This window comes from Arthrobacter sp. Y3225209 (assembly GCF_059090685.1).
The window spans coordinates 1-17041 of the sequence record NZ_JBNHFW010000009.1 but is presented as its reverse complement, the minus strand read 5'-3'; the positions used below and the strand labels follow the sequence as shown (position 1 = coordinate 17041).

Below are 17041 nucleotides of genomic sequence, written 5' to 3'. Positions count from 1 at the left end.
CCGGAAGCCGATGCGGCGCCGGGCAGGAAAGGCGCTAGAATGTATAAGGCCGGATCACTTTCCGCCGCTCAGGCACCGGCAGCCGCTTCGGCCGCTGCCCCGGAAACCGAGCAGCGCCGGCGCCCGCATGTTCCGCAGCGAACATGCATCGGGTGCAGGAAAAAAAGTGATCAGGCTGTTCTGCTGCGGCTGGCGCGTGTCAGCATGGAAGGCGTTTACGCCGTCCGTGTCGATGAACGTCGCCGCGTGTCTGGCAGGGGTGCCTGGTTGCATCCCGACCCAGCATGCCTGCGACTGGCAGTGAAACGATCGGCATTTCCCCGGGCCTTCAAGGGCCCGGCGGGAATAACGGACGTTGAACGGTGGTTCAAGGCCCTTGAGAACGTTCCGACCGGGAACGGCCTCGAAACCGTCCAACCTGAAAGCGGGTCAGAAATCTGATGGAAACCCGATGAGTACCCAGCGATGAGTGCTTTGTTGTGCTCTGTGATGGGCCCCGCTGTAACTGCAGTGGAAGCCCGCAGCAAATAGACGGTTCGTACCTGGCTCGGTGCGGACCGAGACAGGAGAAATGTGGCCAAGGTCCGCGTACACGAGCTTGCTAAAGAGCTCGGCATTACCTCAAAGGATGCAGTTGCAAAACTGCAGGAACTGGGCGAATTCGTCCGTTCCGCTTCCTCCACCATTGAGGCCCCGGTAGTAAAGAAACTTCGAGGCGCCTTCCCGGCGTCTGACAACAAGGCCGCCGCATCACCGGCGACCGATGCCAAGCCTGCCGCCGGCGATTCCACGCCGCGTCCGGCAGCATCTTCATCTCCCAAGCCCGGCAAGCCGGCTCCGGCAGCACCCGCTCCGGCAGCACCGGCCGCCGAGCAGGCAGCCGCTCCGGCAGCCCCTGCACCCGCAGCTCCGGCTCCGGCAGCACCCGCTCCCGCAGCGCCTGCCGCTGAAACGGCTGCACCGGCCGCACCCGCACCGGCTACGGAAACCCCGGCACCGGCAGCCGAGGCTGAGAAGCCCGCCTCGCAGGCACCCCGTCCCGGAAGCACACCGCGTCCCGGCGCCGGTGGTCCCCGTCCGGGCAACAACCCGTTTGCCACCTCCCAGGGAATGCCCCGGCCACGCGGCCGGGGTGAAGGCGAACGTGGAACCGGCGCACCGCGTCCGGGCAACAACCCGTTTGCCACCTCCCAGGGCATGCCGCGTCCGGGTGGACGCCGTGACGAGACCGAACGCCCGGGTACGCCCGGTGCCGCAGGCCCGCGTCCCGCTGCCGGTGCAGGTGGACCCCGTCCCGGTGCGCCGCGTCCGGGTGCACCGCGTCCCGGCGCACCCCGTCCGGGTGCACCGCGTCCGGGTGGCGCACCCCGTCCGGCCGGTGCCGGCGGAAACCGGCCTACGCCGGGCATGATGCCCAACCGCACCGAGCGTCCGGCAGCCCCGGGCCGTCCGGGTGCCGGTGGCGGACCCCGCCGCGGACCGGGCGGAGCCCCGGGTACCGGTGGCGGCGCACCCGTTGGCGGCGGCTTCGGCAAGGGCGGCCGCGGACGCGGCGGCACTGCCGGTGCTTTCGGCAAGGGCGGCGCAGGCCGTGGCAAGCAGCGCAAGTCGAAGCGGGCAAAGCGGCAGGAACTGGAGCAGATGTCAGCTCCGTCGCTGGGTGGCGTTTCGGTACCCCGCGGCGACGGCAACACTGTTGTCCGTCTGCGCCGCGGTGCGTCCATCACGGACTTCGCCGACAAGATTGAGGCAAACCCGGCTGCACTGGTGACCGTGCTCTTCCACCTCGGTGAAATGGCAACGGCCACCCAGTCCCTGGACGAGGAGACCTTCGGTGTCCTCGGCGAGGAGCTGGGCTACAAGATCCAGGTTGTTTCCCCCGAAGACGAAGAGCGCGAACTGCTGAGCAGCTTCGACATTGACTTCGAGGCCGAGCTGGAAGCCGAAGGCGACGACGAGCTTGAAGCACGTCCTCCGGTAGTCACCGTTATGGGTCACGTTGACCACGGTAAGACCCGCCTGCTGGACGCCATCCGCAACTCCAACGTTGTTGAGGGCGAACACGGCGGCATTACCCAGCACATCGGCGCCTACCAGATCGATTTCGATCACGAGGGCACCGAACGCGCCATCACCTTCATTGATACCCCGGGCCACGAGGCGTTCACCGCCATGCGTGCCCGTGGTGCCAAGGTCACCGACATCGCGGTCCTGGTTGTCGCAGCCGACGACGGCGTTATGCCGCAGACGGTGGAAGCACTGAACCACGCACAGGCAGCCAACGTGCCGATTGTGGTGGCAGTGAACAAGATCGATAAGGAAGGCGCCAACCCGGAGAAAGTCCGCGGCCAGCTGACCGAATACGGCCTGGTTCCCGAAGAATACGGTGGCGACACCATGTTCGTTGAGGTCTCTGCCCGCCAGAACCTGAACATCGACGCCCTGCTCGAGGCCGTTCTGCTGACCGCAGATGCTGCCCTGGACATGCGCGCCAACCCGGATAAGGATGCCCGCGGCATCGCGATCGAAGCGAACCTGGATAAGGGACGCGGCGCGGTGGCAACCGTGCTGGTCCAGTCCGGCACGCTGAAGGTCGGCGACACGATCGTGGCAGGCACGGCCCACGGCCGCGTCCGTGCCATGTTCGACGAGAACGGCGACAACGTCACCGAGGCAGGGCCTTCACGCCCGGTCCAGGTGCTCGGCCTGTCCAACGTTCCCCGTGCAGGCGACACCTTCTTCGTTACCGACGACGAGCGGACCGCCCGCCAGATCGCTGAAAAGCGTGAGGCAGCGGACCGCAACGCCGCCCTGGCCAAGCGCCGCAAGCGCATCAGCCTTGAAGACTTCGACAAGGCAGTGGCCGAGGGCAAGGTTGACACCCTCAACCTCATCCTCAAGGGTGACGTCTCCGGTGCCGTTGAAGCCCTGGAAGACTCGCTGCTCAAGATCGACGTCGGCGAAGGCGTGCAGCTGCGCGTCATCCACCGCGGCGTTGGTGCCATCACGCAGAACGACGTCAACCTGGCGACCGTGGACAACGCGATCATCATCGGCTTCAACGTCAAGCCGGCTGAGCGTGTTGCCGACCTGGCCGAGCGCGAAGGCGTGGACATGCGCTTCTACTCGGTCATCTACGCAGCCATCGATGACATTGAGCTCGCCCTCAAGGGCATGCTCAAGCCCGAGTACGAGGAAGTCCAGCTCGGCACCGCCGAGGTCCGCGAAGTCTTCCGTTCCTCCAAGTTCGGAAACATCGCCGGCTCGATCGTCCGCTCCGGTGTCATCCGCCGCAACGCCAAGGCGCGGGTTACCCGCGACGGCAAGCTCATCGGTGAGAACCTCACCGTGGACTCGCTCAAGCGCTTCAAGGATGACGCCACCGAGGTCCGGACGGACTTCGAATGTGGTATCGGTCTTGGCTCGTTCAACGACCTGCGCGAAGGTGACATCATCGAAACCTTCGAAATGCGCGAAAAGCCGCGCGTCTAACAACCGTGGCCGGGGCCGCCGGGAAACCGGCGGCCCCGTACCGGCCGGTTTTCCGGCCGTGGTGCGGCCCACCGCAAACGCACACAACGCCCGGCCTTCGCCGGCGCCGTTGTGTGCCCGATTGTTCTCAGGTAAGGAGAGGTAATGGCAGATCCAGCACGCGCTGCGAAACTCGCTGACCGAATCAAGGTAGTAGTTGCCCAGGCGCTCGAACGGCGGGTCAAGGATCCCCGGCTGGGCTTCGTCACCATCACCGATGCCCGGGTCACCAATGATCTGCAGCATGCCACGTTGTACTACACCGTTTTTGGCGATGAAGCACAGCAGGCTGACACGAAGGCCGCCCTGGAATCGGCGCGCGGAATCCTGCGTGCGGAGGTGGGCAAGAACATCACTGTCCGGCTGACGCCTACGCTCGAATTCGTGGCTGACGAGATTCCGGTCAACGCCGGGCACCTCGAGGAGCTCATCCGTGCGGCGAAGGAACGCGACGCCGAACTGGCGGCGCTGAAGGAAGGCGCCACGTACGCAGGCGACGCCGACCCGTACCGCAAGGATGAGGAAGACTTCGACGAGGATCTCGAGTCCGACGCTTCGGTGGACACCGAGTCAAAGTAGTTCCTGATGTCCCCGGCCCGCCCAGGCGCCGGGCCCATAAGGGGTAGGAAACCGCTGACGGTTTCCTACCCCTTATGGCGTTAAGCCGCTGAGCGTTTCCGCACCGGCTGCGGCAGCGCCGGGCGCCCGGGGAGCCGGCCGAGCCCTTCGAGCAGTTCGGCCCGGTCCCCGCACAGCGCAATCCGGATCCAGCCTTCACCGATTGAGCCGAAGGCCGTCCCCGGTGCCACCGCCACTCCCTGCCGGTCCAGGAAACGCAGTGTCCAGTCCCGTACGTTTCCACCGGATACATGGGATACATCAGCCCAGAGGTAAAAAGCCCCCTCGGCCTGCAGATAATTGATTCCCTTTTCATCCAGCACCGTGCAGGCTGCGTCCCGGTTGGCGCGGTAGTGCGCGGACGCCTCCTCTACATAGTCCTGCGGGCCGGTAAGGGCAGCCAGCGCCGCGTACTGGGACGGGGAGGCGACGCAGGAGACGATGGATTCCATAACGGTGTTCAGGACCGTCTCCATTCCGGCCGGAAGCACCAGGGCACCGATGCGCAGGCCGGTCAGACCGTACGTCTTGGACAGCGTCAGGGAAGTGATCACGCGTTCCCCGTCCACGCCGTCGAAAGCCAGCGGACTCACGTGCGGCACGTCGAAGGTGAATGCCTCGTAGCATTCGTCGGAAATGATCCACAGATCGTGCCGCCGGGCCAGATCAACCAGGTCCCGCGTCAGGTCGGCACTGAACACGGCGCCCAGGGGGTTGGAGGGGGAGTTGAGCAGGAGCACCCTCGTGCGCGGCGTCAAAAGCGCTTCAATGTCCTCGATGCGGGGCTGGAACCCGTGTTCGGGGTAGAGCGGATATTCCACGGGGACCGCGTGCAGCAGTGCGGCGGTCATGGCGAAGGTGGGATACCCCGGGTTGGGGACCAGGATCTCGTCCCCGGCGTCCAGCAGCACGCTCATGGCCAGATGCAGTCCCTGCTGGGCCCCGGAGGTGATGAAGACCCTGCCCGGGTCAACCTCCCGGCCAATGCCGGCACCTGTACGCTGCGCGAACGCCTGCCGCAGCGGCGCAATGCCGGCGTTGGGGGTGTATCCCGTTTCGTCGCGGTCCAGCGTGGCCCGCGCGGCATCCAGAATATGGCCCGGGGTAGGAAACCCCGGCTCGCCGATACTCAGCACAATGGAGTCCGGCCGGGCCCACGCCGCCTGGGTGATCTCCCGGATCTGGTTCGCCGGGACGCTTCGGACGTGAGGTGCAAGCTGTGCCATAGTCGAATGCTATCGCCGCTGCCCGAAAGCGTGCGTGCCCCGGAGGCAGTGCGTCGCAACATATACTGAAAGGCGTGAATTCAGGGCAGGTCCGTTCAGGACTGATTATTGTGGACAAGCCGCAGGGATGGACGAGCCACGATGTGGTCGGACGCCTGCGGAGGCTCGCCGGTACGCGGAAGGTCGGACACGCCGGCACCCTGGACCCGATGGCCACCGGAGTGCTGGTGGTCGGGATCAACAAGGCCACGCGCCTGCTGACCTATATAGTCGGCACCACCAAGACCTACGAGGCCACTATCCGGCTGGGTCAGTCCACGGTGACCGATGATGCCGAGGGGGACATCACTGCCGAAACCATTGCCGCAGCGGTGACCGATGAGGACATTCGGGCTGCCGTGCAGAACCTGACCGGCGACATTGAGCAGGTGCCCAGCAGCGTCAGCGCCATCAAGGTCAACGGTGAACGCTCCTACGCCAAGGTACGTGCCGGCGGCGAGGTTAACCTGCCGGCCAGGCCGGTCACCGTCTCGAGGTTCGAAATCCATGACATCCGCCGGGAGAAGGGCGGCAAGCTGCGCGACGTCGATGTGACCGTGGAATGCTCCTCCGGCACCTACATCCGGGCCCTGGCCCGGGACCTGGGCGCGGAGCTGGGCGTCGGCGGGCACCTGACGGCACTGCGGCGCACCCGGGTGGGCCCGTTCGGCATCGAAGCGGCCTCCACGCTGGAGCAGCTGGCCGAAGAGCTGCGGGTCACGGACCTCGACGACGCCGCCGCGGACCTGTTCCCGGTCCGGCACCTCAGCGCCGCGGAGGCGGATGACCTCTCCCACGGCCGCCGGATCAGTGCCACCGGAAGCGGCGTGCCGGCACCGGTTGCCGCCATGGACCCGCAGGGCCACGTGGTGGGCCTGCTGGAAGACAAGGGTGACCATGCCAAGGCCCTGCTGGTGTTCGCCCCCGGAAACGAGAAAGCATAGATGGCCGTGGATCCGCTTTTTATTATTGGTTCCCTGGTCTGCCTGGTGTCGGTGGTGCTGTGCATCGGCGCGGCCATCCTGAAGCAGGGCCCGAATGACCTGACCATTCTCTCCGCGGCAGCCGTGGAACTGTTCCTGCTGGTCTATGGCGTTGTTTCGCTGGTCCGGCTTGCCGGCGGGCAGGGGATTGCCGGGGAGGCGTGGGAGTTCTGGGGCTACCTGCTGACGGCCATGGTTATTCCCGTGGGCGCAGTCTGGTGGTCACTGATGGACCGCAGCCGCTGGAGCAACATAGTGCTCTCGGCTGTGGGGGTCACCGTATTTGTCATGCTGTTCCGCATGGAGCAGATCTGGGATGGAGTAAACCTGCTATGAACCGCAACACCGGATCCCGGAAGATCACCGGACTCCCCGACGGGGAGAACCCGGAGCCCGCAGCACGCAACGCCGGGCCGGGACGCCTGCTGGTTGCCGTGTATGCGATTTTCGCGCTGGCTGCCAGTGCACGGGCCGCCTTCCAGATCGCTACCAAGTTTGACCATGCCCCGCTGGCCTACCTGCTCTCGGCCTTCGCGGCAGCGGTCTACATTGTGGCGACGGTAGGCCTGGCCCGCTCCGGTCCCACCGCCTACAAGGTGTCGGTTGTTGCCGTAGGGGTGGAAATGGCGGGCGTGCTCGCCGTCGGATTCCTGGGCCTGTTCGATCCCGCCGCGCTGCCGGACGATACCGTCTGGTCCGGGTTCGGCAGCGGGTACGGGTATGTTCCGCTGGTGCTTCCCGCAATCGGTCTCTGGTGGCTCTACCGGCACCGGAGCGACGCCCGGCAATAGGGATAAGCATGCTTACCTGATTGGTGCGGCGGCGTGAGACGATGGCAGGAACAAGCAGCAGTGCCGATTTCGTCAGGGGAAGCCATGAGCAACGCAGCGCCAACGCCCGGAGAAACGCCACGGGAAACACCCGGCCGTCAGACCCCGCAGGACGGCGGCAGGGGAGCCGCACGGCCGCAGTCCCGGGACGCGGTAGCCGCAGGCAGCCGCACGGGCTCGGAGCCGGGCGGAACCGCAGGCCAGGGGTCTGCGCCCGCCCGCCCCTCCAAGGGTGGCGGGCAAAGCCGTACACGCACCAAGGCAGCCAAGCCCTACAAAACCAGCGATGACTGGGGTGTGTTCCGGACGGTGGTCATCGGCGTCGGTGTCCTGGTGGCCGGGTTCGGTCTCTACAACCTGATTACCGGAACGGCCGGACTGCCGGACGGCAGCGGGGGAGAGGTCAACCCCACACTGGAAAGCCAGTTCCGGTTCTTCTCCGCCATGATGGTGGGTGTGGGCGCCGCATTTGTCGCCATTGCCGTGAAATTCCAGTGGGCCAACATGCTGTGGCTGGTCTGCCTGATGGTTTTCCTGGGCGGCATCGGCCGGGTACTGTCCTGGGCGTTCTCCGGCACACCGCACTTCACCTTCATTGTGCTCATGATCGTTGAACTCGCCTTCCCGCCGGCGCTGCTCGTCTGGCACCGATTCATAGCCAAGACCAGCGAACTGCGCCGCGAATACAGCGGGCAGGGAACCCCGGAAACCGGGGGCTCCGAGCCCGGAGCCGCCGGCGGTGCCCGCTGACCGGCATTGATCGGACATAATGGATAGGTCCCGGCGCGGCCAACGCCCCGGTGGCTGAACCGGCCGTTGGACCGGCACTGGAGAATTCTGAAGGAGCCTGTGTGTACTACTGGAATGACCTGGCGGAGGTACCGGCCGGCATTGGTCCGACAGTAATCACCATCGGAAACTTCGACGGCGTGCACCTGGGCCACCAGCATGTCCTGGCCCGGCTGGTGAAAGCTGCCCGTGAGCAGGACGCCGCGGCGGTAGCCATTTCCTTTGACCCGCACCCCGCCCAGGTCCACCGTCCGGACACGGCTCCGGAACTGATCATGGGCACAGTGGACCGGGTCCATGCGCTGGCGGACACCGGCCTGGACGGACTGCTGATGATGCACTACAGCCTCGACCTGGCCGCGCTCACTGCCGAAGAATTTGTCCGCACGGTCCTGGTGGACGCCCTGCACGTCAAAACCGTGGTCATAGGCCATGACGTCCGGTTCGGCCGGGGCAATGCCGGAGACCTGGAGACCATGCGCGAACTGGGCCGGGAACTCGGCTTTGGCGTGGAGGCCGTGGATGATTTCGGCGCGCTGCCGGACGGGCCGGAGACCGGCCGGCGCTGCTCCTCCACCTGGATCCGCGAAGCCCTCCGCGAAGGGGACGTCAGGACTGCCGCCCGCCTGCTGGGCCGCACGCACCGGATGCGCGGAGAAGTGGTGCACGGTGCAGCCCGCGGCCGGGAACTGGGTTTCCCCACAGCCAACCTTGCCACCGATGCCTCCGGGCTGATCCCGGCAGACGGGATTTACGCAGGCTGGCTGGTGGACGAGTCCGGGGCCCGCTGGCCCGCAGCTGTGTCCGTTGGATCCAACCCGACGTTTGAGGGCGTAAGCCGGCAGGTTGAAGCGCACGTTATCGACCGCCCCGCGGAGCAGGTTGAGGACTTTGATCTGTACGGCCAGCATGTAGTGGTGGAATTCGTGGAGCGGCTGCGCGGCATGGTGGCCTACACCGGACCGGAGGCCCTGGTGGAGCAGATGCGTCTGGACGTGGAACGCACCCGCAGCGTCCTTTCGACAGAAAGCGGCATGGCCGGGTAAACTGGATTCAAATTCGGCTGCGGTCCGTGGCGGCTGAATTTCTTTGTGTCTGAGGACGTGAGTCCGAGGAACACAAAGATTCCCGGCAGCGAAGTGCTGACTCGGGCCTCACGGCACAACTCTAGGAGTTACATTGGCACTCGATCCCGCCGTCAAGCAGGAGATCATTCGGGAATTCGCTCGGGCTGAAGGGGACACCGGTTCCCCCGAGGTTCAGGTTGCTGTGCTTTCACGGCGCATCCTCGACCTGACCGAGCACCTGAAGACCCACAAGCATGACCACCACACCCGCCGCGGCCTGATGGCCATGGTTGGTCGCCGTCGTCGTATGCTGACCTACCTGCGCGAGACCGACATCGCCCGCTACCGTGCGCTCATCGAGCGCCTCGGCCTGCGTCGATAGTCTTTGTGGAAGGCGGCACCTGTGCATCCGCACGGGGAGCCGCCTTTTGCGCAGGCAGGCATGGACACCGGGAAAGCCGGAAGCGCACCTGTCTGAATCGCGAACGGTCCCTGCAGTACAGCTGCGGGGACCCGCAAAGAAGTACCTAAGCAGTAAGCAGTACAGCAAAACACCATAGGAGTCAGCCAGCATCGCAGCATTCGCGGTCCTCGGTAGTGGTCTCCGGGAGATATCCGCCCGTGGACCTCGATCGAAGACCGGGTGTTGAACGTACGGCCCATGCCGTGCGGAAGGAAGTTTTGAAACGATGCTGGGTGCCTCCGCCCACAGAAGAAACGGAGGTGGCTCTCATATGGAGGGTCCCGAAATTCAGTTCTCAGAAGCCGTCATTGACAACGGCAAATACGGCAAGCGCGTCATCCGGTTCGAAACCGGCCGCCTTGCCCAGCAGGCAGCCGGCGCGGCAATGGTCTACATCGACGAAGACACCGCACTGCTCTCGGCTACGTCCGCCGGCAAGTCCCCGCGTGAAGGCTTTGACTTCTTCCCGCTGACCGTGGACGTCGAGGAGCGTATGTACGCTGCCGGCCGCATCCCGGGCTCGTTCTTCCGCCGCGAAGGCCGTCCGTCCACCGAAGCCATCCTGGCCTGCCGCCTGATGGACCGCCCGCTGCGCCCCGCCTTCGTCAAGGGCCTGCGCAACGAGGTCCAGGTAGTCGTCACCGTCCTGGCGATCAACCCCGACGTGCTCTACGACGTCGTCGCGATCAACGCTTCGTCCATGTCCACCCAGCTGAGCGGCCTGCCGTTCTCCGGCCCGATCGGCGGCGTCCGCGTTGCCCTGGTCGACGGCCAGTGGGTTGCCTTCCCGAAGCACTCCGAACTGGAGCGCGCCGTCTTCTCCATGGTGGTTGCCGGCCGCATTGCCGGTGACGACGTCGCCATCATGATGGTCGAGGCCGAAGCCACCGACAACGCCTGGAACCTCATCAAGGACGAGGGCGCCACCGCCCCGACCGAAGAGATCGTTGCTGAAGGCCTGGAAGCGGCGAAGCCGTTCATCAAGGTCCTGTGCGACGCCCAGTCGGACCTGGCAGCACGCGCCGCCAAGCCCACCGTCGAGTTCCCGATCTTCCTGGACTACCAGGATGACGTGTACGAGGCCGTTGAAGCCGCAGCCGCAGCCAAGCTGGCCCAGGTCTTCTCCATTGCCGACAAGCAGGAGCGCGACGCCGCAGCCGACGTCCTCAAGGACGAAGTCAAGGCCGAGCTGGCCGAGAAGTTCGAAGGCCGCGAAGGCGAAATCTCCGCTGCCTTCCGTTCCGTCACCAAGCAGGTTGTGCGCCAGCGCATCCTCAAGGAGCAGGTACGCATCGACGGCCGCGGCCTGACGGACATCCGCCAGCTCACCGCCGAGGTTGAGGTTCTGCCCCGCGTGCACGGCTCGGCAATCTTCGAGCGCGGCGAAACCCAGATCCTGGGCGTCACCACGCTGAACATGCTGAAGATGGAACAGCAGATCGACTCGCTGTCCCCGGTGACGCGCAAGCGCTACATGCACAACTACAACTTCCCGCCGTACTCCACCGGTGAGACCGGCCGCGTGGGTTCGCCCAAGCGCCGCGAAATCGGCCACGGTGCCCTCGCCGAGCGCGCCCTGGTTCCGGTGCTGCCTTCGCGTGAAGAGTTCCCGTACGCCATCCGCCAGGTCTCCGAAGCCCTGAGCTCCAACGGCTCCACCTCCATGGGTTCGGTCTGCGCCTCGACGCTGTCCATGCTCAATGCCGGTGTCCCGCTGCGCGCTCCGGTTGCCGGTATCGCCATGGGCCTGGTCTCCGACCAGGTTGACGGCGAAACCCGTTACGCCGCCCTGACCGACATCCTCGGCGCCGAAGATGCCTTCGGCGACATGGACTTCAAGGTTGCCGGTACCTCCGAGTTCGTCACGGCCATCCAGCTGGACACCAAGCTCGACGGTATCCCCGCCTCCGTGCTGGCAGCAGCGCTGAAGCAGGCCCGCGAAGCACGCCTGCACATCCTGGATGTTATGCAGGCCGCCATTGACGCTCCGGACGAACTCTCCGAGTTCGCTCCGCGCATCATCTCGGTGAAGATCCCCGTGGACAAGATCGGCGAGGTCATTGGCCCGAAGGGCAAGATGATCAACCAGATCCAGGAGGACACCGGCGCTGACATCTCCATCGAAGATGACGGCACCGTCCTCATCGGTGCAACCGACGGCGGCTCCGCCGAGGCTGCCCGCTCGGCGATCAACGCGATCGCCAACCCGCAGGTCCCCGAGATCGGCGAGCGTTACCTCGGTACGGTAGTGAAGACCACCACGTTCGGTGCCTTCGTCTCCCTGACCCCGGGCAAGGACGGCCTCCTGCACATCTCCGAGCTGCGTAAGCTCGCCGGTGGCAAGCGCGTGGACAACGTCGACGACGTTGTCTCCGTGGGCCAGAAGGTCCAGGTGGAAATCACCAAGATTGATGACCGCGGAAAGCTTTCTCTCTCCCCGGTGGTTGCCGATGACGCCGAAGGCGCCGAGGCAGCAGAAACCGAGTCTGCAGAGTAAATGCCGGACTTTTCCGATGGAAACCGTCCCGTGACTCCTTCTTCGAAGGAGCACGGGACGGTTGTCCAGCTTCCGCTGACCACCCTGCCCTCCGACCCGACCCTGGTGGTCGGCACTCCGGGAGGCGCCGTTGTGCGCCGATCGGTGCTGCCCGGCGGTGTCCGGGTCCTGACGGAGGAAATGCCGGGCCAGCGCAGCACGGCCATCGGATTCTGGGTTGGTGTCGGCTCGCGGGATGAAGCCGCGGGCCGGCACGGCTCCACACACTTCCTTGAACACCTGCTGTTCAAGGGCACCACCCGCCGTTCGGCGATGGACATCGCCTCAGCTTTTGACGAAGTTGGCGGCGAGTCCAACGCCGCGACTGCCAAGGAAAGCACCTGCTACTACGCACGCGTGCTGGACACTGATCTGCCCATGGCCATAGACGTAATTACCGACATGGTCACCTCCGCCGTCCTGGATCCCGAAGAGCTGGAGCAGGAACGCGACGTCATTCTTGAAGAGATCGCCATGGACAATGACGATCCGGCCGATCTCTGCCACGAAAAGTTCTCCGAGGCCGTGCTGGGGGATCACCCCCTGGGACGCCCCATCGGCGGCACCCCGGAAGCGATCCGCAGCGTCTCGCGCGAGGCCGTCCTGGACCACTACCGGCGTTATTACCGGCCGGACGAGCTGGTGATCACCGCTGCGGGCGGCCTGAACCATGACCAGGTCTGCGACCTCGTCCTGCAGGCACTCCGCACGGCCGGATGGGAACTGGACCCGGCCGCCACCCCCTCGCCGCGGCGCAACACCGAACCGGCGCAGATCTCGGGCACCGCAGGTGTGCACGTGTTCAACCGGCCGGTGGAGCAGGCCAACATTGTGATGGGCTGCCCATCCCTGACCGCCACCGATGACCGCCGCTTTGCCATGAGCGTGCTGAACACCATTCTGGGCGGTGGTATGTCATCCCGCCTGTTCCAGGAGATCCGCGAAAAGCGCGGCCTGGTGTATTCCACGTACTCCTTCTCGGCGTCGTACGCGGACGCCGGCTACTTCGGCATGTATGCCGGCTGCTCGCCCGCCAAGACCCGCCAGGTCATCGACCTGCTGGGCAGCGAGCTCGAACGGCTCGCTGCCGACGGCGTGGAGCCGGGCGAACTGGCCAAGGCACTGGGCCAGATTTCCGGTGGCATGGTGCTGGGCCTGGAGGACTCCGGCTCGCGGATGTCCCGGCTGGGCCGCGCCGAGCTGGTGAGCGGGGAGTTCATCGACATTGATGAGTCGCTGCGCCGGATCCAGTCCGTAACTGCTGAGCAGGTTCAGGCCCTGGCCGCCGAGCTGGCCGCTGCACCCCGGACCATCACCGTGGTGGGCCCGTTCGAGTCCGCGGCGGAACTGGGATTCTAACTCTCCTGCAGGAGGCACACCCGGAGCCAGGCGCTCCCGGGTGTGCCTTTTTTGTGTGGTGAAGCCGCCAGCCTAGCCGCCGGCGAAGGGCGGAAGGATATCCACGACGTCGTCAGGGCCGAGCAGGCGGGACCTGTCCCTTGCCGCCACTTCGTTGACCAAAAACGTGCTGCGCCCTATGACCGTCGAGAGGACCGGCGTTCCCTCCGGTGCGTCCGGGTGCAGAGCGGCCAGCTTCTCCAGCATCTGGTCCAGCTGCAGGGGTCCTTCGTTGAGGGTTTCTTCTTCTGTGCCGGCTGCCGCTTTCGCAGCGCCGAAGTATCGGATCAGCACCTAGCCGCCTATCGCGCTCATGGTTCGTTCGGGTTGTACATAATCCGCTGCCCCCAGCCCGGCATGGTCCATGCCGTGGGCCTTGGGCTTGCCCCACATGGCTTCCTGCCAGCGGCGCAGCACGGCGTCATCATCCGCGCCGCTGCGCAGCAGCGCCAGCAGATCGGTTTCCTCGTGGGAGAAGAGGCAGCTGCGCACCTTCCCTTCGGCGGTAACCCTGGTCCGCACACAGTCGGCGCAGAAGGGCTCCGTTACGGAGGCAATGATGCCCACGGTGCCGGCGACGATGTCCGGGGTTGCCCGCCGCCGCACTTCCCAGCGCTCGGCCGGGGCTCCGTTGCGCCGGCGAGGATCAGGGGTCAGTACAAAATCCCGCTCCAGCAGGGAACGCATTTCGGCGGCGGTGATCATCCCGTCCCGTGTCCAGCCGTGGTCTGCATCCAGGGGCATCTGCTCAATGAAGCGCAGTTCGAAGCCGCGGCTGACGGCCCATTCCAGCAGGTCCGGCGCCTCGGCGTCGTTGATTCCGCGCATCAGGACGGCATTGATTTTCACCAGGCCGAGTCCGACCCTCGCCGCCTCTTCCACGCCGCGCAGGACGCGGTCCAGGATCGGGCGGCGGGTGAGCTGGGCAAACGTGTCGGGATGCAGTGAGTCGAGGGAAACATTGATCCGGGTCAGGCCCGCGTCCTTGAGCGCCTGTGCCTTCTTATCCAGCCCCAGAGCGTTGGTGGTCAGTGAGATCGGCAGGTCCGGATGGTTGGCGCGGATCCCGGCCACAATCTCCACCAGGTCGGCACGCACCAACGGTTCGCCGCCGGTCAGGCGCAGCTCGCGCACCCCCAGGCGGTCCACGCCGATACGCACCAGACGGACAATCTCATCGCGGGAGAGGACCTTGTCCCGGGCCAGCCAGTCCAGCCCTTCGGCCGGCATGCAGTACGTGCAGCGCAGGTTGCATTTGTCCGTCAGGGACAGCCGCATATCAGTGGCGCGCCGCCCGTACCTGTCCAGCAGACCGTCCGCGGGGGAGAGCGCAGGCGATACGCCGTGCCCGGCGGCCGGCGGACTGTCTGGTGTACTGGTTTCTGCGGGATTGGATCCCGCAGGCAGGCGGGAAGGTCCAACGGCAGGCATTCCCAGCTGTATTCCCATCCCTCGAGGTTACGCCCTTTCACAGTTAGGCTCTATAAATGCGCTTTGTAATCCGGCCCCGCCGGACCATGGCCCTGTGTGCCGCGCTGATGCTGGCCACGACGGCCGCTGGCTGTGCCGGCTCCGGGGCCCGCCCGGGGGAGGGGCCCGGAGGGATCACGGTCTTTGCCGCGTCGTCGCTGACCGATGTGGTGGAGACCTTTGACGCTGCTTACGACGGCGGCGGACGGCTCCGCGTCAACGTGGGCTCCAGCAGTCAGCTGGTGGCCCAGATCCAGTCCGGCGCCAAAGCCGACGTCGTCATCACCGCCGATAACGAGGCACTGGAGCCAGTGCGCCCGGAGCTGGCCCGGGAGACCGTGTTGGCGACCAACCAGCTCGTACTGGCCCTGGCACCGGGCAACCCCGCTGGCGTCGCAGTGTTACGCGATGTGACGGCGGACGGCATCCGCACGGCGCTGTGCGCCCCGGCAGTTCCATGCGGCAGGGCAGCGGACCACGTGCTCGAAACCGCGGACCTGCCCCTGGCCGAACCGAGCCTGGAAGACAGCGTGCGGTCGGTGCTGACCAAGGTATCCAGCGGACAGGCGGACGCCGGGTTTGTCTACCGCACCGATGCGCTGGCCGCGGCGGACTCCGGCGTCACCTATCTCGCCCTTCCCGAGGCTCCGCCCAACCCGTATCCGGCAGCCCTGACATCCGTTGGCGCCGGCAACGATGCCGCGGCTGCCTTCTATGAATGGCTGCGCGGCCCGGAGGCGGCTGCCATCCTCGAAGAAGCCGGGTTTGTGCCCGCCGGGGACGGTGCCTGATGTCCCTGAAACCGCTGCGGGATGAACAGGTCCGTGACAGCATGCCCGGCCGTTCCGTCTCCGGGAAGAGTGCGCCGCTCAGCCGGGAGGCACGCGCCACCACTCCGGGCTGGCTGTGGATTCCCGCCTCAATGGCGCTGCTGCTGTGCGCCGGCCCCGTTGCGGCGCTTCTGCTCAACGTTCCGTGGACCTCGCTGCCCGAACTGCTGGGCTCCGGGGCGGCACGCACCGCGCTGGGGCTGTCCCTGGCCACGTCGCTGTGCTCCACGCTGATCTGCGTACTGCTGGGGCTGCCGCTTGCCGTCCTGTTCAGCAAGCTGCAGGGGCCCTGGATCCAGCTGATGCGGGGAGTGCTGCTGATACCGCTAGTGCTCTCACCGGTGGTCTCGGGCATAGCCCTGCTCTATTTCTGGGGACGGCAGGGGATTGCCGGCAAACTGCTGGGCGCCGCCGGGGTGGATGTGGGCTACTCGCCGGCCGCCGTCGTTATTGTCCAGGTATTCGTCTCGCTTCCGTTTTTTGTGGTGGCCTCGCTGAACAGCCTTTCAGCCGTGGACAAGGACATTGAGATGGCCGCTGCCACCTCCGGCGCCGGCCCCACTGCCATCCTCCGGCACATCACGCTGCCGCTGGCGCTGCCGGGGATTGTGGCCGGGGCGCTGCTGGCCTTCGCCCGGTCGCTGGGCGAATACGGTGCCACCATCACCTTTGCCGGCAGCATCGAGGGACGCACCCGGACGCTGCCCCTGCAGATAGAACTGAGCCTGAACTCCAACCAGCCGCAGGCGGCTCTGGGGATCTGCCTGATGCTAATTGCCCTGTACCTGCTGGTGCTGCTGCTCGCGCGGCTGGGCACCGGACGGCTGCTGCCGCGATGACCTTTACCGCCAGGAACGGCCTGCGTTCCACCGTGACGCCTCCGGGAATGCCGGCCTGCAAACGAATGGACCAGCCGTGAACCGAACCCGGCGGGGCGGGCCCACCCCGCGTCCCACCCCGCGGCACACCACGGGATGGGCCATCGCCGCAGGGCTGGTGGCCGCAGCGGTGGGGGTGGCTGCCGGTGAACTGCTGGCAGCGATCCTGAGCCCGTCCCTGTCACCGGTCTCCGCCGTCGGCTCCGTAGTGATTGATGCCGTTCCCGGTCCGGTGAAGGACGCCGCGATCGCCCTGTTCGGCACGGCCGACAAAGCCGCGCTCCTGACCGGCATGGCGCTGATTATTGCCCTCGCCGCCGTCGCCGCGGGATGGCTGGAGCTCCGCCGCCCGCCGGCCGGGTCGCTGATCCTCGGTGCCTTCG

At 66.1% G+C, this 17041-nt stretch carries 16 protein-coding genes and 1 pseudogene; 14 read left to right on the top strand and 3 right to left on the bottom strand.

Features of this window, described 5'->3' with window-relative positions; all coding sequences use genetic code 11:
* The first annotated feature begins 39 nt into the window (after positions 1–39).
* The 3 genes from AC5RVB_RS06960 to rbfA all read left to right on the top strand — a co-directional run bounded on the left by AC5RVB_RS06960 (position 40) and on the right by rbfA (position 4110).
* On the top strand, positions 40–441 hold the full coding sequence (locus AC5RVB_RS06960) for a YlxR family protein (protein ID WP_227904406.1): 402 nt from the start codon (positions 40–42) through the stop codon (positions 439–441).
* A 132-nt stretch (positions 442–573) separates the two neighbouring features.
* On the top strand, positions 574–3492 hold the full coding sequence (infB, locus tag AC5RVB_RS06955) for a translation initiation factor IF-2 (protein WP_494142300.1): 2919 nt from the start codon (positions 574–576) through the stop codon (positions 3490–3492).
* Between the two features lie 144 nt (positions 3493–3636).
* On the top strand, positions 3637–4110 hold the full coding sequence (gene rbfA / locus AC5RVB_RS06950) for a 30S ribosome-binding factor RbfA (protein ID WP_227904408.1): 474 nt from the start codon (positions 3637–3639) through the stop codon (positions 4108–4110).
* Between the two features lie 80 nt (positions 4111–4190).
* Here rbfA and AC5RVB_RS06945 read toward each other — a convergent pair whose 3' ends face one another.
* Entirely contained in the window at positions 4191–5375 is a 1185-nt protein-coding gene (locus tag AC5RVB_RS06945) for a pyridoxal phosphate-dependent aminotransferase (RefSeq protein ID WP_494142299.1), read from the bottom strand.
* 74 nt (positions 5376–5449) lie between these two features.
* Between AC5RVB_RS06945 and truB the strand changes: the two genes are divergently transcribed.
* From truB to AC5RVB_RS06905, 8 genes are all read left to right on the top strand, one after another.
* Positions 5450–6358, top strand: coding sequence for a tRNA pseudouridine(55) synthase TruB (gene truB, locus AC5RVB_RS06940; protein WP_494142298.1), 909 nt, complete (start codon positions 5450–5452; stop codon positions 6356–6358).
* Positions 6359–6733 carry a hypothetical protein gene (locus AC5RVB_RS06935; RefSeq protein ID WP_227904411.1) on the top strand — a complete coding sequence of 125 codons (375 nt, stop codon included), beginning with the start codon at positions 6359–6361 and terminating at the stop codon, positions 6731–6733.
* Positions 6730–7188 carry a hypothetical protein gene (locus AC5RVB_RS06930; RefSeq protein WP_494142297.1) on the top strand — a complete coding sequence of 153 codons (459 nt, stop codon included), beginning with the start codon at positions 6730–6732 and terminating at the stop codon, positions 7186–7188. The genes AC5RVB_RS06935 and AC5RVB_RS06930 overlap by 4 nt, the downstream gene beginning before the upstream one ends.
* 84 nt (positions 7189–7272) lie before the next feature.
* Positions 7273–7977, top strand: coding sequence for a DUF4345 domain-containing protein (locus AC5RVB_RS06925; RefSeq protein WP_227904413.1), 705 nt, complete (start codon positions 7273–7275; stop codon positions 7975–7977).
* A gap of 101 nt (positions 7978–8078) precedes the next feature.
* On the top strand, positions 8079–9062 hold the full coding sequence (locus tag AC5RVB_RS06920) for a bifunctional riboflavin kinase/FAD synthetase (protein WP_494142296.1): 984 nt from the start codon (positions 8079–8081) through the stop codon (positions 9060–9062).
* Between the two features lie 133 nt (positions 9063–9195).
* Positions 9196–9465 (top strand): 30S ribosomal protein S15, encoded by a 270-nt coding sequence (gene rpsO, locus AC5RVB_RS06915; protein WP_227904415.1) that lies wholly within the window; start codon positions 9196–9198, stop codon positions 9463–9465.
* Positions 9466–9817: 352 nt separating this feature from the next.
* Entirely contained in the window at positions 9818–12043 is a 2226-nt protein-coding gene (locus AC5RVB_RS06910) for a polyribonucleotide nucleotidyltransferase (RefSeq protein WP_227904416.1), read from the top strand.
* Positions 12044–13441, top strand: a complete 1398-nt coding sequence (locus AC5RVB_RS06905; protein ID WP_423723769.1) for a M16 family metallopeptidase — start codon at positions 12044–12046, stop codon at positions 13439–13441. It begins immediately after the preceding gene.
* Between the two features lie 72 nt (positions 13442–13513).
* On the opposite strand, the gene AC5RVB_RS06900 is transcribed toward AC5RVB_RS06905, so the two are convergent.
* Positions 13514–13774 (bottom strand): MoaD/ThiS family protein, encoded by a 261-nt coding sequence (locus AC5RVB_RS06900; RefSeq protein ID WP_227904417.1) that lies wholly within the window; start codon positions 13772–13774, stop codon positions 13514–13516.
* Positions 13775–14929, bottom strand: a complete 1155-nt coding sequence (moaA, locus tag AC5RVB_RS06895; protein ID WP_494142295.1) for a GTP 3',8-cyclase MoaA — start codon at positions 14927–14929, stop codon at positions 13775–13777.
* A gap of 38 nt (positions 14930–14967) precedes the next feature.
* Between moaA and modA the strand changes: the two genes are divergently transcribed.
* The 3 genes and pseudogenes from modA to AC5RVB_RS06880 form a co-directional block, all read left to right on the top strand.
* Positions 14968–15741, top strand: a complete 774-nt coding sequence (modA, locus tag AC5RVB_RS06890) for a molybdate ABC transporter substrate-binding protein (RefSeq protein ID WP_494142294.1) — start codon at positions 14968–14970, stop codon at positions 15739–15741.
* Complete coding sequence (gene modB / locus AC5RVB_RS06885) at positions 15741–16619, top strand: molybdate ABC transporter permease subunit (protein WP_227929004.1); 879 nt, start codon at positions 15741–15743, stop codon at positions 16617–16619. The genes modA and modB overlap by 1 nt, the downstream gene beginning before the upstream one ends.
* A gap of 76 nt (positions 16620–16695) precedes the next feature.
* Positions 16696–17041: pseudogene (locus tag AC5RVB_RS06880) on the top strand (molybdopterin-dependent oxidoreductase); the annotation flags it as partial.